Annotated in this window: 20 protein-coding genes and 1 riboswitch; of the genes, 12 read left to right on the forward strand and 8 right to left on the reverse strand. The window is 68.8% G+C overall.

Annotated elements, in window-relative coordinates; translation table 11 throughout:
- Window positions 1-44 precede the first annotated feature (44 nt).
- The 4 genes from OG735_RS28380 (at window position 45) to def (ending at window position 4,659) form a co-directional block, all read left to right on the forward strand.
- Window positions 45-1,574 carry an HD-GYP domain-containing protein gene (locus OG735_RS28380; RefSeq protein WP_327325971.1) on the forward strand — a complete coding sequence of 510 codons (1,530 nt, stop codon included), beginning with the start codon at window positions 45-47 and terminating at the stop codon, window positions 1,572-1,574.
- Window positions 1,575-1,587: 13 nt separating this feature from the next.
- Window positions 1,588-2,880 (forward strand): HD-GYP domain-containing protein, encoded by a 1,293-nt coding sequence (locus tag OG735_RS28385; RefSeq protein WP_442812505.1) that lies wholly within the window; start codon window positions 1,588-1,590, stop codon window positions 2,878-2,880.
- A 96-nt stretch (window positions 2,881-2,976) separates the two neighbouring features.
- Window positions 2,977-3,957: a tetratricopeptide repeat protein gene (locus OG735_RS28390; RefSeq protein ID WP_327325972.1), complete on the forward strand. Its 981-nt coding sequence runs from the start codon at window positions 2,977-2,979 to the stop codon at window positions 3,955-3,957.
- A 69-nt stretch (window positions 3,958-4,026) separates the two neighbouring features.
- Window positions 4,027-4,659, forward strand: a complete 633-nt coding sequence (gene def / locus OG735_RS28395; protein WP_327325973.1) for a peptide deformylase — start codon at window positions 4,027-4,029, stop codon at window positions 4,657-4,659.
- Window positions 4,660-4,713: 54 nt separating this feature from the next.
- Here the strand turns inward: def and OG735_RS28400 are convergent, their stop codons facing one another.
- Window positions 4,714-5,682: a helix-turn-helix domain-containing protein gene (locus tag OG735_RS28400; protein WP_327325974.1), complete on the reverse strand. Its 969-nt coding sequence runs from the start codon at window positions 5,680-5,682 to the stop codon at window positions 4,714-4,716.
- Between the two features lie 82 nt (window positions 5,683-5,764).
- Here OG735_RS28400 and OG735_RS28405 point away from each other — a divergent pair, with 82 nt between their 5' ends.
- Window positions 5,765-6,007 (forward strand): hypothetical protein, encoded by a 243-nt coding sequence (locus OG735_RS28405; protein WP_327325975.1) that lies wholly within the window; start codon window positions 5,765-5,767, stop codon window positions 6,005-6,007.
- Here OG735_RS28405 and OG735_RS28410 read toward each other — a convergent pair.
- The gene (locus OG735_RS28410; RefSeq protein WP_327325976.1) at window positions 5,943-7,142 is read right to left on the reverse strand and encodes an FAD-dependent monooxygenase; all 1,200 of its coding nucleotides are present in this window, start codon (window positions 7,140-7,142) and stop codon (window positions 5,943-5,945) included. The genes OG735_RS28405 and OG735_RS28410 overlap by 65 nt on opposite strands.
- 138 nt (window positions 7,143-7,280) lie before the next feature.
- Between OG735_RS28410 and OG735_RS28415 the strand changes: the two genes are divergently transcribed.
- Window positions 7,281-7,997 carry a TetR/AcrR family transcriptional regulator gene (locus OG735_RS28415; RefSeq protein WP_327325977.1) on the forward strand — a complete coding sequence of 239 codons (717 nt, stop codon included), beginning with the start codon at window positions 7,281-7,283 and terminating at the stop codon, window positions 7,995-7,997.
- Window positions 7,998-8,143: 146 nt separating this feature from the next.
- On the opposite strand, the gene OG735_RS28420 is transcribed toward OG735_RS28415, so the two are convergent.
- The 5 genes from OG735_RS28420 to OG735_RS28440 form a co-directional block, all read right to left on the reverse strand.
- The gene (locus OG735_RS28420; protein ID WP_327325978.1) at window positions 8,144-9,163 is read right to left on the reverse strand and encodes a ribonucleotide-diphosphate reductase subunit beta; all 1,020 of its coding nucleotides are present in this window, start codon (window positions 9,161-9,163) and stop codon (window positions 8,144-8,146) included.
- On the reverse strand, window positions 9,163-11,544 hold the full coding sequence (locus tag OG735_RS28425; protein ID WP_327325979.1) for a ribonucleoside-diphosphate reductase subunit alpha: 2,382 nt from the start codon (window positions 11,542-11,544) through the stop codon (window positions 9,163-9,165). Before OG735_RS28425 ends, OG735_RS28420 begins: the two co-directional genes overlap by 1 nt.
- Before the next feature lie 142 nt (window positions 11,545-11,686).
- Window positions 11,687-11,822, reverse strand: a riboswitch (cobalamin riboswitch).
- Window positions 11,823-12,047: 225 nt separating this feature from the next.
- A complete protein-coding gene (gene mctP / locus OG735_RS28430; RefSeq protein WP_327325980.1) occupies window positions 12,048-13,673 on the reverse strand; it encodes a monocarboxylate uptake permease MctP in 1,626 nt (541 codons plus the stop codon).
- Entirely contained in the window at window positions 13,670-13,960 is a 291-nt protein-coding gene (locus OG735_RS28435; RefSeq protein WP_327325981.1) for a DUF3311 domain-containing protein, read from the reverse strand. The genes mctP and OG735_RS28435 overlap by 4 nt, the downstream gene beginning before the upstream one ends.
- Window positions 13,961-14,206: 246 nt before the next feature.
- The gene (locus OG735_RS28440; protein WP_327325982.1) at window positions 14,207-14,971 is read right to left on the reverse strand and encodes a GntR family transcriptional regulator; all 765 of its coding nucleotides are present in this window, start codon (window positions 14,969-14,971) and stop codon (window positions 14,207-14,209) included.
- Window positions 14,972-15,257: 286 nt separating this feature from the next.
- Here OG735_RS28440 and OG735_RS28445 point away from each other — a divergent pair, with 286 nt between their 5' ends.
- From OG735_RS28445 to OG735_RS28470, 6 genes are all read left to right on the forward strand, one after another.
- Window positions 15,258-16,541: an extracellular solute-binding protein gene (locus tag OG735_RS28445; RefSeq protein WP_327325983.1), complete on the forward strand. Its 1,284-nt coding sequence runs from the start codon at window positions 15,258-15,260 to the stop codon at window positions 16,539-16,541.
- Window positions 16,542-16,616: 75 nt separating this feature from the next.
- Window positions 16,617-17,612: a carbohydrate ABC transporter permease gene (locus OG735_RS28450; RefSeq protein ID WP_327325984.1), complete on the forward strand. Its 996-nt coding sequence runs from the start codon at window positions 16,617-16,619 to the stop codon at window positions 17,610-17,612.
- A complete protein-coding gene (locus OG735_RS28455) occupies window positions 17,609-18,466 on the forward strand; it encodes a carbohydrate ABC transporter permease (protein WP_327325985.1) in 858 nt (285 codons plus the stop codon). Before OG735_RS28450 ends, OG735_RS28455 begins: the two co-directional genes overlap by 4 nt.
- Window positions 18,467-18,476: 10 nt before the next feature.
- Entirely contained in the window at window positions 18,477-20,027 is a 1,551-nt protein-coding gene (locus tag OG735_RS28460; protein ID WP_327325986.1) for a glycoside hydrolase family 3 protein, read from the forward strand.
- Between the two features lie 73 nt (window positions 20,028-20,100).
- Window positions 20,101-21,171: an SIS domain-containing protein gene (locus OG735_RS28465; RefSeq protein WP_327325987.1), complete on the forward strand. Its 1,071-nt coding sequence runs from the start codon at window positions 20,101-20,103 to the stop codon at window positions 21,169-21,171.
- Between the two features lie 360 nt (window positions 21,172-21,531).
- Window positions 21,532-23,007: a sensor histidine kinase gene (locus OG735_RS28470; protein WP_327328490.1), complete on the forward strand. Its 1,476-nt coding sequence runs from the start codon at window positions 21,532-21,534 to the stop codon at window positions 23,005-23,007.
- A gap of 192 nt (window positions 23,008-23,199) precedes the next feature.
- Here OG735_RS28470 and OG735_RS28475 read toward each other — a convergent pair whose 3' ends face one another.
- Window positions 23,200-23,457, reverse strand: coding sequence for a WhiB family transcriptional regulator (locus OG735_RS28475; RefSeq protein WP_003953983.1), 258 nt, complete (start codon window positions 23,455-23,457; stop codon window positions 23,200-23,202).
- Window positions 23,458-23,734 lie beyond the last annotated feature (277 nt).

The following is a 23,734-nucleotide window of genomic DNA, read 5'->3' on the forward strand; positions in this document are numbered from 1 at the left end:
CAACTCGCTAGCCTAGGCGCTCGATTTGAGGGGGGTGCAGGGCAGTGAAGGCCATACCGACGGCGGCACGCGCGTACATTCTGTGCGCCGTACTGGGCGCTGTGGCGTGTGCGCTGCCCGTACTGCCTGCACTGCCTGCACTGCCTGTACCGCCCGTACTGCCCGTGCCGCGGCCTGTCGCCGAGGCCCCCTGGAGCGCCGTACTGATGCTCGCCGGGCTCTACGCCGTGTGCGAGCTGCCCGCCCGCTGCCGCTACCTCGGCGACTCCGTGCCGGTGGCTGCCGGATCGTTCTTCCCCGTACTCCTCGCCGCCGCTTTTCTGCTGCCGCCCGCCGCGGCCGCGCTCGTCGCCGTGCCCGGTGCGCTGCTGGGGCGGGTCGACCGGCGCCCGGCCGGAGTGCGCCGGGTCTGGCGCGCCGCGCAGCTCGCGCTCGCGACCTGGGGCGCGGCACAGGCGTATCTGCTGCTGAATGGTGAGCGGACACTGCGGGCACCGGACTTTCCGTACGCGCTGCTGCCGGCGGCCGCCGGTGCGCTCGCCTTCTGCCTGGTGCTGACCGCGCTCGACGTCGGCATCCTGGCCACCGCGGAACGCCTGCCCGTACGGACCGCCTGGCGCGGGATGCTGGTGCGCTCGGCGGCGCCGCACTGTGTGCACGGACTCGCCGGACTGATGATGGCGGTGCTGTGGCGCAGCCCGTACGGGCCGCTCTCCGCGCTCTTCGTCCTGCTGCCGATGTACATCTCCTGCTGGATCTTCGCCCAGTACCACCGTGAGCGCGCCGCCCATCAGGCGACCATCCGGGCGCTGGTGCAGGCCGTCGACATCAAGGACAAGTACACCCGCGGGCACAGCGAGCGGGTGGGGCGTGCGTCGGTGCTGATCGCGCGCGAACTGAGCATGGAGGAGGAGCGGCTCGAGGTGCTCCGGTTCGCCGGGATACTCCACGACGTCGGCAAGCTCGGGGTGCCGACGCGGGTGCTGCGCAAGGACGGTCCGCTGACGCCGGACGAGCGGCGGGTGATCGAGCTGCATCCGGAGTACGGGCACGAGATGGTGCGCGGCATCGGCTTCCTGGGGGAGGCGCGGGCGGCGATCCTGCACCATCACGAGCGGCTGGACGGGAGCGGTTACCCGTACGGGCTGGCCGGGGGCCAGATCCCGGAGTTCGCGCGGGTGGTGGCTGTGGCGGACGCGTTCGACGCGATGACCTCGACCCGGTCGTACCGGCGGGCCCGCCCGGTGGCGGTGGCGCTGGAGGAGCTTCGGCGGTGCGCGGGGACGCAGTTCGACCCGGAGATGGTGCGGGCGCTGGCCAAGGCGCTGGATCGGCACGGCTGGGAGACGGCGGTGACGTCGGACGAGCCGGCGGGGGTGATGTCGGACGAGCCGGTAGCGGTGACCTCGGACCAGCCGGTGGCGGTGACCTCGGACCAGCCGGCGGCAGTGGCGCGCGAGTCTGCGAGGGTGGCGCGTGGGCCGGACCTGCGAGGAAACGTGCCGCCTCAGCCGGAGCCGCCGCCCGTGGCAGTGCCCGGGCGCGACGACGGTGCGGCGGGTGGCCCGGGGTGAGAGCGGGTGTGGCGTGATACGGCGGCCCGGCGTCATCGTCGGCGCCCTGTACACCGCCGCCGCCCTGCTCATCGGGGCCGGGCTGGCCTGGACCGCGTGGCAAGGAGTGGACGAGCCCGGGAACGCCCTCGCCTTCGGTGCCCTCATTCTCGTCGGCGAACTCGTCCGGTGGGGGGCCCTGCCCGGCGAGCGGGAGCCGGCGCCACTCGCGGCCGCCGGGGCGCTCGCGTATGCGCTGCTCGGCGAGTGCGCGGGGGAGCCCACCACCCATGGTGTCCTCCAGGTCGTCGCCGTCGTCGTCGCCGCCGCGCTCGTCGGCGCCGTACCGCATGTGGCGCGCGGGAGCGGGCCCGCGCTCGATCATGTGGCGCGTCGGGTGCTGACCGTCGGGTTCGCAGCCGTGTGCTTCCAGCCGCTGTACAACTCGGGCGAGTTGGGAAAAGTCATCGGGCACGGGGCATACCATGCGGTCTTCCTCCTCGTCCTGCTCGGACTGACCGCCCTGTGCGACGCGGTCATAGCCGCCGCGATGCTGCGCGCCCGCACCCTCCCCCACAGCGCCAAGCGCATGGGAGGTACCCCCGTTCCGTACGGGCCGCTGCTGCGCGACGAGCTGAGGGCCCTCCTCGGAATCGGCTCCGCCGTCTGCGCCACCGGAGCCGTAATGGCGCTCGCCGTCGCCGTCGCCGGGCTGTGGGCGCTTCCTGTGTTCTGCGTACCCCTCCTGCTCACCCAGCTGTCCTTCCGGCGCTACACCGCGGTCAGGACCACCAACCGGCAGACCATCGCCTCCCTCGCCCGCTCCACCGAAATCGCCGGCTACACCCAGTCCGGCCACGCCCGCCGAGTCGCCGCGCTCAGCACCGCCGTCGGGCGCGAGCTGGGGCTCTCCGGGCCCGATCTGACCGTTCTGGAGTACGCGGCGCTGATGCACGACATCGGCCAGCTCTCTCTCGTCGACCCCGTACCGGAGGGCGCCACCGCTCTGCTGCCCGCCGCCGAGCAGCGACGTATCGCGCTCCTCGGCGGAGCCGTCGTCCGCCAGACCGGCGTCCCCGTGGCCGTCGCCGTCGTCGTGGAGCGCCAGGCAGATCCGTACCGGGAACAGCCGCTGCCCGCCAGGATCGTCCGGACCGTCAACGCATACGACGATCTCACCGGGGGAAGCGGAGGAACAGCGGGCGGGGCGCTCACGGCACTCGAACGGCTGCGGCTCGGCACCGCCCACGACTACCAGCCGGAGGTTGTCGAATCGCTTGCCAGAGTCCTCGCACGAGGCGGTCTGGCCCCGGTCCCACCTGGGTAACCCATGGGTAATGAGCGAGCCTGTGACCGGGCATGGTTGGATGCGAAGAAGAGGGTGTCCGGGGGCACTGACCCGAGCGACCGGCAGGCGGGAATCGTGAGGATCTTCGGGAAGGTACGGCATCGGCCCTCCGCCTCTTGGCGGCAGGCCACCGACCGCGCGTTCACGCTGATCGGCGACGGGCGGTACGAGGACGCGGGAGCGCTGCTGACACGGGCCGCGGACCTTGAGCCCTGGCTCTCCGAGTCCTGGTTCAACCTGGCGCTGCTGCACAAGTTCCGGCACGACTGGGAGCAGGCGCGCGCCGCAGGACTGCGTGCCGTCGCCCTGCTCGACAAGGAGACCGGCGCCCCCGACTGGTGGAACGTCGGAATCGCCGCCACCGCACTGCAGGACTGGCCGCTGGCCCGTCGCTCCTGGCAGGCCTACGGACTCAAGGTGCCGGGTGCGGCCGCCGCGAACGGCGAGCCGGTCGGCATGGAGCTGGGAAGTGCGGCCGTCCGTCTCTCGCCCGAGGGCGAGGCCGAAGTGGTGTGGGGCCGCAGGCTCGACCCGGCACGGATAGAAGTGCTCTCCATCCCGCTGCCGTCCTCCGGGCGCCGCTGGGGCGAGGTCGTCCTGCACGACGGAGTGCCCCACGGTGAGCGGACCACCACCGCGGGACCGTCCTACCCCGTCTTCGACGAGATCGAGCTCTGGGCCCCCTCGCCCGTACCCACCTGGGTGGTCCTGCTCGAGGCCGCGACCGAGGCCGACCGGGACGCCCTGGAGCAGCTCGCCGCCGACGCCGGATTCGCAGCCGAGGACTGGTCCTCGTCGGTGCGGCTGCTGTGCCGGGCCTGTTCCGAGAGCCGTATGCCCAGTGCCGAGGGCGAGGGCGAGCACCTCGACCCGCACGACCACAGCGAGCCGGGACACCCGGGGCCGCTGGGCCATCGCACGGCCGGCGATCTGTGGTCCCCGGAGCGCGAGTGCGGCATCGCGGCGCCCGCCGGGCTCGTACGCGGCCTGCTGGACAGCTGGGTCGCGGACAGCCCGGACTCCCGTGAGTGGCGGGATCTCGAGGAAGTCTGCTGACCCCTGGCCGTAGGCTGTACGGACACAGAATGAGCAAGCATCGGGTACTGAGAAGGGCGTACGGCTGACATGGCGTCGCAGCAGGAGACGGACCAGCAGGTCAACGATGGTTTCGTCGTGGACACGGAAGACTGCGAGGAGCGCGAGCTGGCGTACCGCGAGCGTGGCACCTCGCGCCTGATCACGGTCGTCGGCAATCCGGTGCTCCACAAGGAGTGCAAGGACGTCACCGAGTTCGACGACAAGCTCGCCGCTCTCATCGACGACATGTTCGCCAGCCAGCGGACGGCGGAGGGCGTGGGCCTGGCCGCCAACCAGATCGGCGTGGACCTGAAGGTCTTCGTCTACGACTGCATGGACGACGAAGGCGTACGTCACGTCGGCGTCGTCTGCAACCCGGTGCTCGAGGAGCTGCCGGCCGAGCGCCGTGTCCTGGACGAGGCCAACGAGGGCTGCCTGTCCGTCCCGACGGCGTACGCGGCGCTGGCGCGTCCCGACTACGCGGTGGTGCGCGGACAGGACGCCGAGGGCAAGCCGATCAAGGTGCGTGGCACGGGGTACTTCGCCCGCTGCCTGCAGCACGAGACGGACCACCTGTACGGATACCTGTACATCGACCGGCTCTCGAAGCGGGACCGCAAGGACGCACTGCGGCAGATGGAAGAGGGCACGCCGCGCTACGAGACCGTCCCGAACGCCTGATCCTTCTGCGTACGCCCGAGGGCCCCGCTCACAGCGAGCGGGGCCCTCGGGCGTTCACGCGACGTCGCGCACCGGGCCTCGGAAGGTCCGGCGGTACGCGTTCGGTGTGGTGCCGAGCGTACGGAGGAAGTGGTGGCGCAGCCCCGCCGCGTTCCCGAAGCCGGCGCGGCCCGCGATCGCATCCACCGTCTCGTCCGTCGACTCCAGCAACTCCTGTGACAGCAGTACCCGTTGGCGCAGCAGCCAGCGGTACGGAGTGGTCCCCGTCTCCTGCTGGAAGCGGCGGGCGAAGGTGCGCGGTGACATATGGGCACGGGCCGCGAGCTGCTCGACGGTCATCTCGCGGTCCAGATGCCGTTCCATCCAGGACAGCACGTCGCCGACGGTGTCGCAGGGGGTGCGTGGCAGTGGGCGCTCGATGTACTGCGCCTGCCCGCCGTCGCGGTGCGGCGGGATCACCATCCGCCGGGCGACTTTGTTGGCGACCTCGGGGCCGTGCTCCTGGCGTACGACATGGAGGCAGGCGTCGATCGCCGCAGCGGTGCCGGCCGAGGTGATCACCGGCCCCTCGTCGACGTACAGCACATCGGGGTCCACGAGGGCCCGCGGATGGCGGCGGGCCAGCGCCTGCGCATGCCGCCAGTGGGTGGTGCAGCGGCGGCCGTCGAGCAGTCCCGCGGCACCGAGGACGAACGCGCCGGAGCAGACGCTGAGCACACGGGCGCCGCGGTCCACGGCGCGGCGCAGTGCGTCGAGGAGTTCGTCGGGATAGCCGCGGGTGGGGTACGAGCCGCCGGTGGTGACGGCGATCAGGTCGGCCTCGTCCAGCCGTTCGAGGCCGTACGGAGTGCTGATGGTGAACCCGGCATGGGTGTGCAGGGTGGGGCCCTCGGCGGAGACCGCGGCGAAGTCGTAGACGGGCAGTCCTTCGTCGCTGCGGTCGAGGCCGAACACCTCGCAGACGACGCCGAGTTCGAAGGGGTGCACCTCGTCCAGCAGGACGGCAGCCACATTTTTCAGCATGGAATCAGTGTGGCAGTAATTCGATGGTTGATGACAGTCCTGCCACTGACTTCTTCGGCGCGGAAGGACGACAGTGGATGTCATGAACACCTTCCTGAGCTACCTCTTCGTACTCGTCCTGTTCGGACTGATCACGCTTCCCGCCTTTGTCGGACACGCCAGGGAGCGCGCCATCGACCGTCAGCTGCACCGGGCCGGGCAGCTCGTCGAGGAAGGACCCCATCAGCTCGTCGAGCGGCAACTCGAGGTGCAGTCGCGGGTCACGCGGCGTCCGTTGGCGCGAGTGGGCTCGGTCGGTAGTCGGGCAGGGCTGCGACGCTGCTGACCTTCTCTCCCAGTTTGAGCATGCCGTTCATGAGCAGGCGCCGGGACAATAGGCTGTTGCGCACGCGTATGCCGGTCCTGGTGCCGGGGGCGAGGAATTTTCCGGTGCGGTCGCCGCCCTTCTGGCAGCCCGTGACGTACCGCCGAAGTCTGCTCTCGTAGCGGGTGAAGGCCACCCGGTGGTCGCCCTTGGCCCGCGCGAGTTCGCCGGCCAGTACGTAGGCGGCGACCACCGCGGCCCCCGTTCCCATGCCGCCGATGGTGGCCCCGAACGCGGCGTCTCCGACGAGACCGATCCGGCCCGTGGACCAGGTGTCCACGTCCGCCCGGCTGATGGAGTCGAAGTACAGGTCCGGCGCCTGCTGCAGGGATTCGAGGAGTCGCGGCACTTCCCAGCCGAGGCCGGTGAAGGCCTTGGTGATCAGCGCCTTCTGCTGATCGAGGTCGTGACGGTCGTACGACACCTGAGGCGCGGCGAAGACGAAAAAGGCCCCTGCCTGCTCGGGGTCCCGGTGGTCGGCGCCGAAGGAGGCGAGTCGGCCCGGAGCGTTGTAGCAGACCGAGCCCTTCGCCAGGCCCGGGTAGTTGGAGAGCTGCCAGGTGGCCGCGTAGTAACCGAGGTGGCTCACATAGTCCTTCTCCGGACCGAAGGCGATGCGGCGGACGTTGGAGTGCAGCCCGTCCGCGCCGATCACCAGGTCGAACGTGCGTGAGGCTCCGTGCCGGAAGTCGACCTGTGCGCCGGACGAGTTCTCGGTGAGGTTGGTGATCGAGTCGCCGAAGATGTACTCGGCCCGGGGGAGGCTGTGCTTGTGCAGCACCCGGGCCAGATCACCGCGCAGCACCTCTATGCCACCGCCAGCGAACTCGGCAGGCAGGTACAGCAGTTGCCGACCGTCGTCGTCGACGAAGCGCATCGGGCTGCCTCCGGTCTGGATCCGGCGCAGATCGTTCAGTACACCCATCCGCTCCAGCACGGTCAGGTGCGTCTCGCCGCGGAAGTCGACGGCCTGGCCGCCGTCGCGCAGGGCCGGGGCCAACTCGACGACTGTGGGCCTGAAGCCGTGGCGCCCCAGCCAGTAGGCCAACGCCGGACCGGCGATGCTCGCGCCGGAGATGAGGACGTTCTGGATCATGGATCCCCCCATTGAAACTGTATCCGGTGGACACTGTAGTCACTGTGTACGATAGACACAGTTCGGTGGACCCGGCAAGGCTGGGCAGATCCACAAGGCTGGGCAGGTCCACAAGGCTCGACAGGAGGGGCGACACGCATGGGTGACAAGCACGTCGAGACGATGCGGCTGCTGTGGGGACCCCACCCCAGGCCCGCGCGAGGCCCCAAACCGACACTTGACCTGGACCGCATCGCGCGGGCCGGGATCGAGGTCGCCGACTCCGAGGGCTTGGGCGCTGTGTCCATGCAACGGGTCGCCGCGCTGCTGGACGTCACCAAGATGGCGCTGTATCGGTATGTGCCGGGCAAGGCCGAGTTGGTCGCGTTGATGGTGGACGCCGGGCTCGGCCCGTACCCGACCGGGGCTGAGCGGCATGACGGCTGGCGGGACCGGCTCGAGGACTGGGCTCGTCGACTGATCGCTGTCTTTCGCCGGCACCCATGGGCGCTGGATGCCACCGTCGGGCCGCGGGTCATGGGTCCCGCGGAGCTGTCCTGGATGGAGCGGGCTATCTCGGCGCTGGACGATACGGGCCTCAGCGGCGCCGAGCGGATGGATGCCGCGGTCCTGTTGGCCGGACACGTACGCGCCATCGTCCAGCAGACCCGCGCGGCAGGTCCGGCAGGCAACCCCGAAGCCCAGCTGGGCGCCATCCTCGGAGAGCTGATGCAGGCACACGGTGAGCGCTTCCCCGCCCTCACCGCTGCGCTCGCCTCGGCGGCTCGGCCCGGCGAGGGTGACCAGGCATGGGAGTTCGGCCTGCAGCGCATCCTGGACGGATTGGCCGTACTCATTGACCAGCGCGCCCGCTGATTGTCAGCTCGGTTTCGACGCCGGTGCGCATCGCGTGCGAAAACTGAAACGGCCGGGCGGATGCGCAGAAGGCATCCGCCCGGCCGTTCAGCCCCCGTCCCCCGTATTCACATGGTCTGGAACGGTCCTCAAAGGTCTCGAAGGGTCTAGAAGTCGTCGTCGAAGCCGACCGAGCCCTCGACCGCCACCTGGTAGGCGGAAGGACGGCGTTCGAAGAAGTTGGTCAGCTCCTGGACGCCCTGCAGCTCCATGAAGGAGAACGGATTCTCCGAGCCGTACACCGGAGCGAAGCCCAGCCGCGTCAGCCGCTGGTCGGCGACGCACTGGAGGTACTCGCGCATCGACTCGGTGTTCATACCGGGCAGACCGTCGCCGCACAGATCGCGGCCGAACTGCAGCTCTGCCTCGACGGCCTCCTTCAGCATGTCGGTGACCTGCTGCTGGAGCGCATCGTCGAAGAGCTCGGGCTCCTCCTTGCGGACGGTGTCCACGACCTCGAAGGCGAAGTTCATGTGCATCGTCTCGTCCCGGAACACCCAGTTGGTGCCGGTGGCCAGACCGTGCAGCAGACCGCGGGAGCGGAACCAGTAGACGTACGCGAACGCGCCGTAGAAGAACAGGCCCTCGATGCACGCCGCGAAGCAGATCAGGTTCAGCAGGAAGCGACGGCGGTCGGCCTTCGACTCCAGCCGGTCGATCTTCTCGACCGAGTCCATCCACTTGAAGCAGAACTGGGCCTTCTCGCGGATGGAGGGGATCTCCTCGACCGCGTCGAAGGCGGCCGCGCGGTCGTCCGGGTCCGGCAGATAGGTGTCGAGCAGCGTCAGATAGAACTGGACGTGCACCGCCTCCTCGAAGAGCTGACGGCTCAGATAGAGCCGCGCCTCCGGGGAGTTGATGTGCTTGTAGAGCGTCAGCACCAGGTTGTTGGAGACGATCGAGTCACCCGTCGCGAAGAACGCGACCAGCCGGCCGATCATGTGCTGCTCACCGGCGGAGAGCTTGGCGAGGTCGGCCACGTCGGAGTGGAGATCGACCTCCTCCACGGTCCAGGTGTTCTTGATCGCGTCGCGGTAGCGCTCGTAGAAGTCCGGGTAGCGCATCGGACGCAGGGTCAGTTCGAAGCCCGGGTCCAGCAGGTTCTTCTCGGTGTTCGGGGTGGTCATTACTGGCAGGCCTCGCAGGACTCGGGGTTTTCGAGGGAGCAGGCGATCGCGTCCGCGTCGGGGGCCGACGACTGCTGTACGGGGATGGAGGCGGCGGTCGCCGCAGCGCCGGAGCCGGCCGCACGGGCAATCCGCGTCGCCGGCCGGGAGCGCAGGTAGTACGTCGTCTTCAGCCCCTGCTTCCAGGCGTACGCGTACATCGAGCTGAGCTTCCCGATCGTCGGCGTCTCCAGGAAGAGGTTCAGCGACTGGCTCTGGTCCAGGAACGGCGTACGGGCCGCCGCCATGTCGATCAGGCCGCGCTGCGGGATCTCCCACGCCGTGCGGTACAGCGCGCGGACGTCGGCCGGGATCCAGCTGAAGCCCTGCACCGAGCCGCTGGACTCGCGCAGCGCCTCACGGGTCTGCGCGTCCCAGACGCCGAGCTTCTTCAGCTCCGCCACCAGGTAGCCGTTGACCTGGAGGAACTCACCGCTGAGTGTCTCGCGCTTGAAGAGATTGGAGACCTGCGGCTCGATGCACTCGTAGACACCTGCGATCGAGGCGATGGTCGCGGTCGGCGCGATGGCGAGCAGCAGGGAGTTGCGCATGCCACTCGAGGCGACCCGGGCGCGCAGCGCGTCCCAGCGCTCCGGCCAGTTCAGTTCGACGTTGTAGTGGTCGGGGTGCAGCACGCCACGGGCCGCGCGCGTCCGGGACCAGGCGGGCAGCGGGCCGTTGCGCTCGGCGAGGTCGCAGGACGCCTCGTACGCCGCGAGCATGATCCGCTCGGCGATCTTCGTGGAGAGCGCCTTCGCCTCGGCCGAGTCGAAGGGCAGGCGGAGCTTGAAGAAGACGTCCTGGAGGCCCATCGCGCCCAGGCCCACCGGCCGCCACTTGGCGTTGGAGCGGCCGGCCTGCTCGGTCGGGTAGAAGTTGATGTCGACAACACGGTCGAGGAAGGTGACGGCGGTACGGACGGTCTCGTCGAGCTGCTCCCAGTCGATTCCGCCCTCGGCGACGAACGCACCCAGGTTGACCGAGCCGAGGTTGCAGACGGCCGTCTCACCGTCGTCCGTCACCTCGAGGATCTCGGTGCAGAGGTTCGAGGAGTGGACCGTGTGGCCCGGCTCCGCCGTCTGGTTGGCGGTGCGGTTGGAGGCGTCCTTGAAGGTCATCCAGCCCTGGCCGGTCTGGGCGAGCGTCCGCATCATCCGGCCGTAAAGGTCACGGGCCGGCATGGACTTCTGCGCGAGACCGGCGGCCTCGGCCTTGCGGTACGCCGCGTCGAACTCGTCGCCCCACAGATCGACCAGCTCCGGCACATCCGCGGGCGAGAACAGCGACCATTCGGCGTCCGCCTCGACGCGGCGCATGAACTCGTCGGGGATCCAGTGCGCGAGGTTCAGATTGTGCGTACGCCGGGCGTCCTCACCGGTGTTGTCGCGCAGCTCCAGGAACTCCTCGATGTCGGAGTGCCAGGTCTCCAGGTAGACGGCGGCGGCGCCCTTGCGCCTGCCGCCCTGGTTCACCGCGGCGACCGAGGCGTCGAGGGTCTTGAGGAACGGGACGATGCCGTTGGAGTGGCCGTTGGTGCCCCGGATCAGCGAACCGCGGGAGCGGATACGGGAGTAGGAGAGGCCGATGCCGCCCGCGTGCTTCGAAAGGCGGGCCACCTGGTGGTAGCGGTCGTAGATCGAGTCGAGCTCGTCCAGCGGCGAGTCCAGCAGATAGCAGGACGACATCTGCGGGTGGCGGGTGCCGGAGTTGAAGAGCGTGGGCGAAGAAGGGAGGTAGTCGAGGCGGCTCATCAGGCCGTACAGCGCGGCGACCTCGTCCAGGGCACGGACCGAAGCGTCCTCGGCGAGGCCGCAGGCGACGCGCAGCATGAAGTGCTGCGGGGTCTCGATGACCTGACGGGTGATCGGGTGCCGGAGCAGATAGCGGCTGTAGAGGGTGCGCAGACCGAAGTAGCCGAAGCGGTCGTCGGCGCTCTGGTCGACGAGGGCGTCCAGCCGCGCGGCGTGCAGCGTCACGAACTCTGCCGTACGGTCCGCGATCAGGCCCTCGCGGTGCCCGACCGCGACGGATGCGGAGAAGGCCACCGCGCCCTGTCCGGCTGCCTCGTCCGCGATATGACGGGTCAGCAGGCGGGCGGCGAGCCGCGAGTAGGCAGGGTCCTCGGAGATCAGCCCCGCGGCCGCGTCGGTGGCGAGGCTCCGCAGCTCGGCCGCGTCCGACCCGGCGTGCCGGCCGCGCAGTGCGGCGGCGGCGACACGTCCGGGGTCGGTGTCGGGCAGATCGGCGGTGAGGTCCGTCAGGGTCCGCAGCAGTGCGGTCCCGGGGCCGTCGGCCACCTGCTCGGAGATGCCTGAAGCCGGATCGGCTGGCGCGATGGTCACGTGGTGCTCTCCCTCGCTCGGCTCTGGGCCGGCGGGGGAGGGGAGGCCGGTACGGGCGTACGTACCCGTCGAAGGGCAGCACACCGCACGGCGTCCACCGGCCCAACCGCGAGGCCCGGACGTCTCGGCACCCGGTTCGGTCGAGCCGGGTGCACCGTCGGCAGGTCCTCGGACTGGCGGGGTACGACAAAGCGCACCGCATCACACCGTTGCGGGACAGTTCCGGATTCGCACCGGATTCCCCTGCGTCGACAGCGACCATGAGCATACATGTGGGGGCCGCTTGATGCGGCACCCCCCACATGTTGTGTCATGGCGCACTGCGGCTCCAACGCGTAAGGGAGCAAGGTGATCCCGGGGACGGTCTGGATCTCAGCCCCGGACCCCGCGCCTCAATCGCCGTTGTGGCTTGATGTGCGGGGCTTGATTTGCTGCCCGCCCAACAGCCAAGGGCCGTCGCGCCCCTCCCGGGAAACGCAACGGCCCTCACGCCGGCCCGACTGTCAGTGACTCACCCCTGCCGTCGCCGGCGGCAGTTCCACCTGGACGCCCGCGTCGCCCGCGTCCGCCGTGTAGTCCGACGGACTGGTCTCGTCGACGCCCTCCGGGGCCTTGAGCGCCCGCATGGCGAACGTCAGGACCACCGTCACCACCACGTTCAGGATGAACGCCGTGAGGCCGATGTAGCCGATCTCGCCGAGGCCGGGGATCTCCGCCGACGAGCCGCCGAAGTGCTTCTGTGTCGGGCTCGCGACTCCGTACGCCGCCGACGTGCCGTAGATCATGCCGACCGCCCAGCCCGCCAGCAGCGCCCAGCGGTGGAACCAGCGCGTGAACAGGCCGCCGACCAGAGCCGGGAAGGTCTGGAGGATCCAGATGCCGCCAAGGAGCTGGAAGTTGATCGCCACTGTCTTGTCCATCGTCAGAACGAAGACCAGCGCGCCCACCTTCACCAGCAGCGAGACCAGCTTGGAGACCTTCGTCTCCTGCGCGGGCGTCGCGTCCGGCTTGATGAAGTCCTTGTAGATGTTCCGGGTGAACAGATTCGCCGCCGCGATCGACATGATCGCCGCCGGTACCAGCGCGCCGATGCCGATCGCCGCGAACGCCACACCCGCGAACCAGTCCGGGAACATCGTCTCGAACAGCTGAGGGATCGCCAGCTGACCGTTCTGCACCTTGATGCCGGCCGCGATCGCCATGAACCCGAGCAGCGCCAGCAGACCCAGCATCAGCGAGTACAGCGGCAGAATCGTGGTGTTGCGGCGGATCACATCACGGCTGCGCGAGGACAGCGTCGCCGTGATCGAGTGCGGATACATGAAGAGGGCGAGCGCCGAGCCCAGCGCCAGCGTCGCGTAACCCCACTGGCCCGCCTCGCCCGGCGCCAGCGCGCCCCGTGGCTTCTCCGTCGCCGGGTTGATCTGCGAGAGCGCGTCGCCCGCCTTCGCGAAGATGTCGTCGAAGCCGCCGAGCTTGATCGGGATGTAGATGATCGCCACCGCGATGACGATGTAGATCAGCGCATCCTTGACGAAGGCGATCAGCGCCGGCGCCCGCAGACCGGACGAGTAGGTGTACGCCGCCAGCACACCGAAGGCGATCAGCAGCGGCAGGTCCTTGACGAACCAGTTGGTCGTCTCGCCACCGCCGACGCCCATCACATCGAGTACCGCCTGGATGCCGACGAGTTGGAGCGCGATGTAGGGCATCGTCGCCAGGATGCCGGTGACGGCGACCGCCAGCGAGAGCCCCTTCGAGCCCCAGCGCCCGCGTACGAAGTCCGAGGTGGTGACGTATCCGTGCTTGTGCGACACCGACCACAGCCGCGGCAGGAAGGTGAAGATCAGTGGGTAGACGAGGATCGTGTACGGCACGGCGAAGAAGCCCGCCGCGCCCGCCGCGTAGATCGCCGCCGGGACGGCGACGAAGGTGTACGCCGTGTACAGGTCGCCGCCGAGCAGGAACCAGGTGACCCAGGTGCCGAACGAACGGCCGCCCAGGCCCCATTCGTCGAGGCTCTCGCTCTCGGCCTTGCGCCAACGCGCGGCCAGGAAGCCCATGACCGTGACGGCCAGGAAGAAGAAGATGAAGACGCCGAGTGCGACGCCGTTCACGCCGTCCTTCACTTCGACGCACCTCCCTTGCGGGCGCGCTGGTCACGCTGCCACAGCTGGTAAGCGATCATGGTGAGTGCGGTCGAGATGACCACCCAGAGCATCTGGTACCAGTAGAAGAACGGGATCCCGATGAAGGCCGGTTCGGTCTTCGCATACGAACTGACCCAGAGCATTGCCACAAACGGCGCGAAGAGGCAGAGGGCGACGATCGCGCGCACCGGCGTGATGACCGGTGGTTTCGCTTCAGGAACTTCAGGCACTTCCGGCGCTTCTGGCGCCTCAGGCTCTGCTGACATACGGCGACTCCGTCCCCTCGCTGATCACCTGTACCTGTAATGCGCAGGAAATGTAGGCGAGGCTTTCGAACCGAGTCACCCCCCGTCCGCATATCGGTACGGCAACGACTTCGCGTCGCGCCCGGGCACGGTGGCCGCAAACATGACATAGCGCCGCAACGGCAGTTGCGGCGCTGTGCCGATGAACCTCGGCGGGGCAGGGTGTGCGGGTCGGACCGCGGTTCAGGGACCGGGTCAGGGTGCGGTTCAGGGTGCGGGGCGCTGAAGCCTCGCCACGAACTTGTACCGGTCGCCCCGGTACACCGAGCGCACCCACTCCACGGGTTCGCCCTGCGCGTCCAGCGAGTGGCGCGACAGCATCAGCATCGGCAGGCCCACGTCCGTACCGAGCAGCCCCGCCTCGCGCGGCGTGGCCAGCGAGGTCTCGATCGTCTCCTCGGCCTCGGCCAGATGGACGTCGTACACCTCCGCCAGCGCCGTGTAGAGCGAGGTGTACTTCACCAGGCTGCGTCGTAGCGCCGGGAAGCGCTTGGCCGACAGATGCGTCGTCTCGATCGCCATCGGTTCGCCGCTCGCCAGCCGCAGCCGCTCGATCCGCAGCACCCGTCCGCCGGCCGAGATGTCCAGCAGTCCGGCCAGCGTGTCGTCGGCCGTGACATACCCGATGTCCAGCAGTTGCGAGGTGGGCTCGAGGCCCTGGGCCCGCATGTCCTCGGTGTACGAGGTGAGCTGCAGGGCCTGCGAGACCTTGGGCTTGGCCACGAAGGTGCCCTTGCCCTGGATGCGCTCGAGGCGGCCCTCGACGACCAGTTCCTGGAGCGCCTGGCGCACCGTCGTACGCGAGGTGTCGAACTCCGCGGCGAGTGTGCGCTCCGGCGGCACGGGCGTGCCGGGCGGCATGGTCTCCGTCATGTCCAGCAAGTGGCGCTTCAGCCGGTAGTACTTGGGCACGCGCGCGGTACGGGTCTGTGCCCCGCCCTCGGTCTCGGTGCCGCCCCCGTCCGTGGCCATGGCCCGCCTTCCCGACTCTTGTGCTGCTGCCGTCACCGGCTCCTCCGTCTGTTGCGGCTCACATGGTGGCACGGTCCGGTCACGGGTCGTCGACCTCCCTCAGGTGTCGGTCCGATAACGGAGGTGACAGCCCTTCTTATACACCCTTGACACCCCTAAAGGTCTAGGCCAAGCTCCCGAGTACTGGTCTAAACCATTAAAGACCAGGTCCCAGCCCCACGAGCAGTACTCGTCGTATGTCTTCGCGGTGGGCAGGGGGGTTGCAGGCATCCCTGAGGAGGGTGGCGTGAAGCGCAAGCTCATCGCGGCGGTAGGCGTCGCGGGCATGATGATCGGCCTTGCGGCCTGTGGTGATTCGGACAAGGGCGGGGACAAGGCCGGCGGCGGCGACGCCAAGGAGCTGACCGTCTGGCTGACGGTGGACGCCCAGAACAACTGGCCCGATCTCGTGAAGTCCGCCGACGACGCGATCGTCAAGAAGCACCCGGGCATCAAGATCAAGCACGAGTACTACGGCTGGCCGGACAAGAACGCCAAGCTGGACGCCGTACTCGCCACGGACAAGGCTCCGGACGTGGTCGAGATGGGCAACACCGAGATGCTCGGCTACATGACCAAGGGCGCGTTCGCCGAGGTCGACCCGAAGAAGTTCGAGCAGTCGGACGCGTGGCTGGACGGCCTCAAGGAGTCCGTCACGTACGACGGCAAGACCTACGGTGTCCCGTACTACGCCGGTGGCCGTGTCGGCACCTGGCGCAAGGACATCGCCGCCGAGGCCGGCGTGAAGGCCGCCCCGAAGACGTACGCGGAGCTCACCGCCGCCCTGGACAAGATCCAGGAGAAGAAGGGCGACAAGTTCAGCGCCTGGTACCAGCCTTCGCCGGACTGGTACGCCGCGATGTCCTTCGTCTACGACGCCGGCGGCTCCATCGCCAAGAAGGACGGCGACACGTGGAAGGCCAACCTCTCCTCGCCCGAGTCCCTCAAGGGCCTCAATGAGTACAAGTCGATCCTCGACAAGTACATGCACGGCGACAAGACGAAGGACGAGTCCGACCGTCCGGTCGTCTTCGGCCAGGGCAAGTCCGCGACCATCTTCAGCGCGGCCTGGGAGGGCGGCACGGCCGCCGACCCGAAGAACGACAAGGTCGGCAAACTCGCCGACAAGCTCGAGAACTTCGTGATGCCCGGTCCGAACGGCAAGGCCCTTCCCGTCTTCCTCGGCGGCTCCGACCTGGCCGTCCCGGTCAAGTCCAAGGCGCAGGACGTCGCGGCCGAGTGGATCAACGCCTTCACCGGCGCCCAGGGCCAGAAGGGTCTGCTCGCCAAGGGCAACCTGCCCAACAACAAGACCGACCTGGCGACCCTGAAGAACGACCCGAAGACGGTGGTCCCGGCCACCGCCGCCGAGTCCAACTGGTTCGTCCCGATGGCACCGGGCTGGGGTCAGGTCGAGAAGGCCCAGACCCTCAAGACCATGCTGCAGCAGATCGGCACCGGCAAGAAGTCGGTGGCGGACGCCGCGAAGGCCGCGGACGCCGCGATCGACAAGGTCATCAACACCAAGTGACCTAAGGGCAGGGCCCCGTCACCGCGACGGGGCCCTGCCGCTCGTACCGGGAGAGGGACCGCTGAGGAGCACGGGATGAGTGCCGCAGAGACAACCACCGCCACGGTGCCGCCGACGCGGCAATCGCCACCACCGGGGACCGGCGCAGCCACCCCGGCAAAGCCCGGCAGAAAGCCGACAGCAGACGGGGCAGGAGTGCCCTGGCTGCTGCTCGCGCCCTGCCTGCTCATCCTTCTGCTCGTCCTCGGCTATCCGCTGGTACGGCTGGTCACCCTCTCCTTCCAGAAGTTCGGCCAGCCCCAGCTGTGGGGCTTCAAGGACCCGGAGTCGGTCGGCTTCGACAACTTCTCCAAGATCCTCGGGGACGGCGAGTTCTGGACCGTCGTCATACGGACCGCGGTCTTCGCCTTCAGCGCCGTGGTGCTGACCATGGTCATCGGCATGCTGGTCGCGCTGCTGCTGCAACGGGTCTCCGGCTGGGTGAAGACCCTGATCAACATCGCGCTCGTGGCGAGCTGGGGCATGCCCATCATCGTCGCCACCGCGATCTTCAAGTGGCTCTTCGACGCCGACTACGGCGTACTCAACTGGCTGCTCTCCAGGCTGCCCGGAGTCGACATGATCGGCCACAACTGGTTCGCCAGCGGCCCCCAGGGCCTCGCCGTGATCATCCTGCTGGTGGTCTGGGGCGCCGTGCCCTTCGTCGTGATCACACTCAGCGCCGGCCTCACCCAGGTGCCCAAGGAGCTCGAAGAGGCCGCCCGTCTCGACGGCGCCGGCGCCTGGGGCGTCTTCCGCTTCGTCACCCTGCCGATCCTCAAGCCCATCATCGTGATGCTGACGACGCTCTCGGTGATCTGGGACATGGGTGTCTTCCCGCAGGTCTTCGTGATGCGCAACGGCCATCCCGAGGCGGAGTTCCAGCTGCTCACCACGTACTCGTACGACAAGGCCTTCGTCGTCAACGATTACGGCACCGGCTCGGCGATCGCGCTTGTCACCGTGATCCTGCTGCTCGGTGTGGTCGCGGTCTATATGCGCCAGATGCTCAAGATCGGAGAGGTGGAGTGACTTCGACCGCCGCGGCTCCCGCCGCCACCCGCCGTCCCAGGAAGAGCCGGCTCGGCTGGAATCTGCTCGGCCTCCTTGTCTTCGTCACCGCGGGGTTCCCGGTCTACTGGATGCTGAACACGGCGTTCAAGCCGGCCAAGGACGCCATCGACCCCGACCCGCACTTCTTCCCCAACGTCTTCACGACGGAGAACTTCCGGCGGGCCCTGGACATCGCCGACTTCTGGGGACCGGTCGGACGCAGCCTGACCGTCTCGCTCGTCGTGGTCGTCATCGGCATCGCGGTCGGCATGCTCGCCGCGCTCGCGATATCCCGGTTCGCCTTCCGCGGCCGCAAGATCGTGATCGTCGGCATCCTCGCGGTCCAGATGATCCCGCTGGTCGCCATGATCATCCCGGTCTTCCTGCTGCTGAACGACCTCGGTCAGTACGACAAGCTCACGGGGTTGATCATCACGTATCTGACCTTCATCCTCCCGTTCACGGTGTGGACGCTGCGCGGATTCATCGTCAACATCCCCAAGGAGCTGGAGGAGGCGGCGATGGTCGACGGCTGCACCCGCACCGGCGCCTTTATCCGCGTGGTCTTCCCGCTGCTCGCCCCGGGCATGGTCGCCACCTCGGTCTACGGCTTCATCCAGGCCTGGAACGAGTATCTGTACGCACTGATGCTGATGAGCCAGCAGAACCAGACCGCCACCGTGTGGCTGGGCAACTTCACCACCAAGAACGGCACCGAGTACGCCCCGATGATGGCGGGCGCCACGATGATGGCCATCCCCATCGTGATCCTCTTCCTCCTCGTCCAGCGCAAGATGGCCGCGGGTCTGACGGCCGGCGCAGTGAAGGGATGACGCCGTCCACATGACAACTCTCGTACGCAGTACAGACACCCTGACCCGCGACGCGCTCGCCGTCCTCCAGCCGGGCTTCGTCGGCACCACCGCACCGGACTGGCTGCTGCGCCGGATCGGCGAAGGCCTCTCGGCCGTCGGCCTGTTCGGCCGCAATATCGTCTCGCCCGGTCAGCTGGCCGCGCTCACCGCGCAGTTGCGGGCCGAGCGGGACGACGTACTCGTCGCAATCGACGAGGAGGGCGGGGACGTCACCCGGCTCGAGGTGCGCACCGGCTCCTCCTTCCCCGGTAACTACGCGCTGGGCACGGTGGACGACACGGACCTCACCCGGGCCGTCGCCCGGGAGCTCGGCCGCCGGCTCGCCGAGTGCGGCGTCGACCTCAACTGGGCGCCGTCCGCGGACATCAACTCCAATCCGGACAACCCGGTCATCGGCGTACGGTCCTTCGGCGCCGACACCGCGCTCGCTTCCCGCCACACCGTCGCGTACGTCGAAGGCCTCCAGTCCTCCGGAGTCGCCGCCTGCACCAAGCACTTCCCCGGACACGGCGACACCAATGTGGACTCGCACCATGCGCTGCCCCGGATAGACGTGGATCTCGACACGCTGCACGCCCGTGAGCTGGTGCCTTTCCGCGCCGCGATCGCGGCGGGTTCCAAAGCGGTGATGAGCGCGCATATCCTGCTTCCCGCGCTCGACCCGAACCGCCCGGCGACGCTGAGCCCGCAGATCCTCACCGGTCTGCTGCGCGAAGAGCTGGGCTACCAGGGCCTGATCGTCACCGACGGCATGGAGATGCAGGCCATTTCGGCGGCGTACGGCATCGAGCGCGGCTCCGTCCTCGCGATCGCCGCGGGCGCCGACGCGATCTGTGTCGGCGGCGGCCTGGCCGACGAGGAGACCGTACTGCGGCTGCGCGACGCGCTGGTCGCGGCGGTACGGGACGGCGAACTGCCCGAGGAGCGGCTGGCCGACGCGGCGGCGCGGGTACGCGCCCTCGCCGACTGGACGCGGCGGGCCAGGGGGGCTGCAGGGGAGCCGGGCGCGGCTTCACAGGAGGGGACCGCGCCCGGCGCCGACATCGGCCTTGTCGCGGCGCGCCGGGCGGTGCGGGTGACATCGGGGGAGGTGCCGTACGAACCGCTGACGAGCCCTCCGTACGTAGCCGCTTTCACACCGGTCGCGAACATCGCCGTGGGGGACGAGACTCCCTGGGGAGTGGCGGCGGAGCTGGCCGCGATACTGCCGGGCACGACGACCGACACCTATGGCAGCGCTGCTGACGGTACGACCGATACACCCTCTTTGATTGGAAATGTGCTGGGTCTTGCGGGGGACCGTAGGATCGTCGCTGTAGTACGCGACGTCCACCGCCACCCCTGGATGGCGGACGCTCTGGACGCCCTGATCGAGGCCCGTCCCGACACGGTCGTGGTCGAGATGGGTGTGGACCGGGCGGAGCCGAGGGGGGTCCTGCACATCGCGACCCATGGCGCCGCCCGTGTCTGCGGACGGGCCGCCGCGGAGGTCATCACCGGCAAGGGCGCCGGGGGCTGACCGACGCGGGCCGCGCTGTACCGGGAGACCCTTCCGTCCCCGGCACAAGGAATGCCACATGGAGGCAGCCAGCATGTCCGCCACGAGTTCGGCCGAACAGAGCGAGCGTCCGGGCCGGATCATGTCCGGCGAGATGGCGGAGCAGCCGGCGGTGCTGCGGCGCATCCTCGAGAAGGGCGCGCCGAAGATCCGCGAGGTGGCGGCGGCGATCTCGGCGCGCGGCCCGCGCTTCGTGCTGCTGACCGCGCGCGGCACGTCCGACAACGCCGCGCTGTACGCGAAGTACCTGCTCGAGATCCAGCTGGGTCTGCCGTGCGGGCTGACCTCCATGTCGACGACGACGGCGTACGGAGCACGACCCGATCTGACCGACGTCCTGGTCATCACGGTCAGTCAGTCCGGCGGCTCACCGGATCTGGTGGCGTCGACGAAGGCGGCGCGGGAGGCGGGCGCGATCACGCTGGCGGTGACCAACAACGCGGATTCCCCGCTGGCGGCGGTCTCCGAATTCCACATCGACATCCTGGCCGGCCCGGAGAATGCGCTCCCGGCGACGAAGACGTACACCGCGTCGCTGCTCGCGCTCTATCTGTTCGTGGAGGGTCTGCGCGGCGGCGACGGCGTGGCGGCGAAGCTCCTCCCGGAGCTCGCCGCGCAGATCCTGTCCCGCCAGGACGAGGTGCGGCAGCTGGCCTCCCGCTACCGCTTCGCCGAGCGGATGGTGATCACGTCGCGGGGTTACGGCTACCCCACGGCGAAGGAGGCCGCGCTGAAGCTGATGGAGACGAGCTACATCCCGGCCCTCGCGTACTCCGGCGCGGATCTGCTGCACGGCCCGCTGGCCATGGTCGACAACATCTCCCCGGTCATCGCGGTGGTCACCGACGGCAAGGGCGGCGAGGCCCTCCAGCCGGTCCTCGACCGTCTCCGCGGCCGCGGCGCGGACCTGGTGGTGATCGGTCCCAAGCTCCAGGTCGACGCGGCCTCGGCGGGCTTTGTCCTCCCGGTGGACGGCGTCCTGGAGGAACTCCAGCCGATCCTGGAGATCCTGCCGCTGCAGCTGCTGGCGTACGAGGTGACGATCGCGCGCGGCCAGGACCCGGACGCGCCGCGCGCTCTGGCGAAGGTGACGGAGACGCACTGAACGGTGATGAGACCCGCTGACAGGGGCTGAGGGGGCTGAAGGGGGCACGGGCACCCGCGGGCCGCGGCGCCGTGACGGGACCCTCAACCCGTACGGCACCGCAGCCCGGAGCTGCTCCGGCCGGCAGGTGTGCGGTCCCGCTCGGCCGTGTGAGAGGTATCGACGCAGTCAGGGCAGAGAGCGCCGGGTACCTCGTTCCACTCTCCTGTGCGGGGAGGGTGGAGGCTTTACTCAAACATTGTGGACTAGACCATTCTCCACTGTCCATCCACGTGCAGAGCTTAGTTCCCGTCCATCCTCCGGCACGGGCGGACGGCTCAACCGGTTCACCCCGAAGGTACGCTCGCAGATGTGCCCTCCATGAACGACCTCGTACGCCAGCACACAGCCCTCAGTGAATCCGACCTCGAGTGGCTCCATCTGCTGGTCTCGGAGTGGCAGCTGCTCTCCGACCTCTCCTTCGCCGACCTCGTCCTCTGGGTCCCCACCCTCGACGGCACCCGCTATGTCTCGGTGGCCCAGATGCGGCCCAACACGGGCCCCACCTCCTACCAGGACGACATGGTCGGCCATCTCGTCCCCCGCGGCCGCCGGCCACTGCTCGACGCCGCGCTCGACGAGGGGCGGATCGTGCGCGAGGGCGACCCGGAGTGGCGCGAGGAGGTGCCGGTGCGGGTCGAGTCCATCCCCGTACGCCGCGAGGGCCGAGTCCTCGGCGTCATCGCCCGCAATACGAACCTGCTGACCGTACGTACCCCTTCCCGGCTGGAGCTCACCTACCTCCAGTCCGCCTCCGACCTCGCCCAGATGATCGCCGCAGGATCGTTTCCCTTCCCTGGGCAGCAGGTCGACATGGATGCGTCACCGCGCGTCGGCGACGGGCTGATCAGGCTCGACGCCGACGGCGTCGTCCAGTACGCGAGCCCCAACGGCCTCTCCGCGTACCACCGCCTCGGCCTCGCCTCCGACCTCGTCGGACATCATCTCGGCCAGACCACCGCCGAACTCGCCCCGTCGCGCGGTCCGGTCGACGAGGCCCTGGTCAAACTTGCCAGCGGCTACGCGCCGCGCGAGACCGAGGTCGAGGGCAATGGCGGTGTCATCCAGCTGCGCGCCATCCCGCTCAAGCCCAAGGGCGTCCGGATCGGCTCTCTCGTACTTCTCCGTGACGTCACCGAACTCCGCCGCCGCGAGCGCGAGTTGATAACCAAGGACGCCACCATCCGGGAGATCCACCACCGGGTGAAGAACAACCTCCAGACGGTCGCCGCCCTGCTCCGCCTCCAGGCCCGCCGGATGGATTCCGAAGGCGGCCGGGAGGCGCTCAACGAGGCGGTACGGCGCGTCGGTTCGATCGCGATCGTCCATGAGACGCTTTCCCAGAATCTGGACGAGCGCGTCGAGTTCGACGAAATCGCGGACCGGGTGATCGCGATGGTCGCCGAGATCTCGCCGGGCAAGGTCGACTGCCGCCGTACGGGACGGTTCGGGATCCTCGACGCCGAAGTGGCCACACCGCTCTCCATGGTCCTGACCGAGGTGCTGCAGAACGCCCTGGAGCACGCCTTCGCGCAGGGGGAGCGCGGCTCGGTCGAGGTCGCGGCCGTGCGGGCCGATCAGCGCGCGGAGACCAGCCGGCTGCTGATCACCGTCCAGGACGACGGCTGCGGTCTGCCCGAGGGCTTCGATCCGCAGCGCGCCGGCAATCTGGGTCTGCAGATCGTACGGACCCTGGTGGAAGGGGAGTTGGGCGGAACCTTCGACATGGTCCCGGTCCCGGCGCCCGGTCGTGGCACCCGCGTCGTTCTCGACATCCCTGTCCAGGGCGAGAAGTAGAGAAGCAGAAGTGGGCGAGAAGCGGGAAGCAAGAGAGCCGGAACAGCAATGAGCCCCGGACCGTGTGGAACGGTCCGGGGCTCGAAGCTCACGTTGCTATGCGCATCGGGGGTACTGCGCGCTGCGGCTCGAAGGCGGTGAATGCGTACTCTCTGTACGCGGCGCCGGGCTCAGGCTCGTAGCAGGGGGGCGTCAGGCGCTGGCGTTACGCGCCCGGTTGCGAGCGGCGCGACGCTTCATCGCACGACGCTCGTCCTCGCTGAGGCCACCCCAGACGCCGGAGTCCTGGCCGGACTCGAGCGCCCACTGCAGGCACTGCTCCATAACGGGGCAGCGACGGCAGACGGCCTTGGCTTCCTCGATCTGCAGCAGCGCAGGACCAGTGTTGCCGATGGGGAAGAAGAGCTCGGGGTCTTCCTCGCGGCAAACGGCGTTGTGACGCCAGTCCATGGCTGCTACCTCTCCTTGGTATTACATTCAGGTTGCTTGTGAATGTGAACGCTTTCACGAATCCCCCCGCGAGGGAAGGGCCGACTGCCAGTTACCCGGCGTGGTCCTGGGTTCTAAGGAGGGGTTCTGGCGGTCTGTGGGGCCGATGTTGCGGGCCGTCCCGATCGCCATGTAGAGATTCGCAAACCTCGGCGGCGGATACAACCCCTTCCGGAAACTTTTTTTTGATTCCTCGGTGTCGACTAGGTCACAGCCGTACTTCTATGGGGTGGAGCCC

The sequence above is a fragment of the Streptomyces sp. NBC_01210 genome, from assembly GCF_036010325.1.
In the GTDB taxonomy this organism is placed as follows: domain Bacteria; phylum Actinomycetota; class Actinomycetes; order Streptomycetales; family Streptomycetaceae; genus Streptomyces.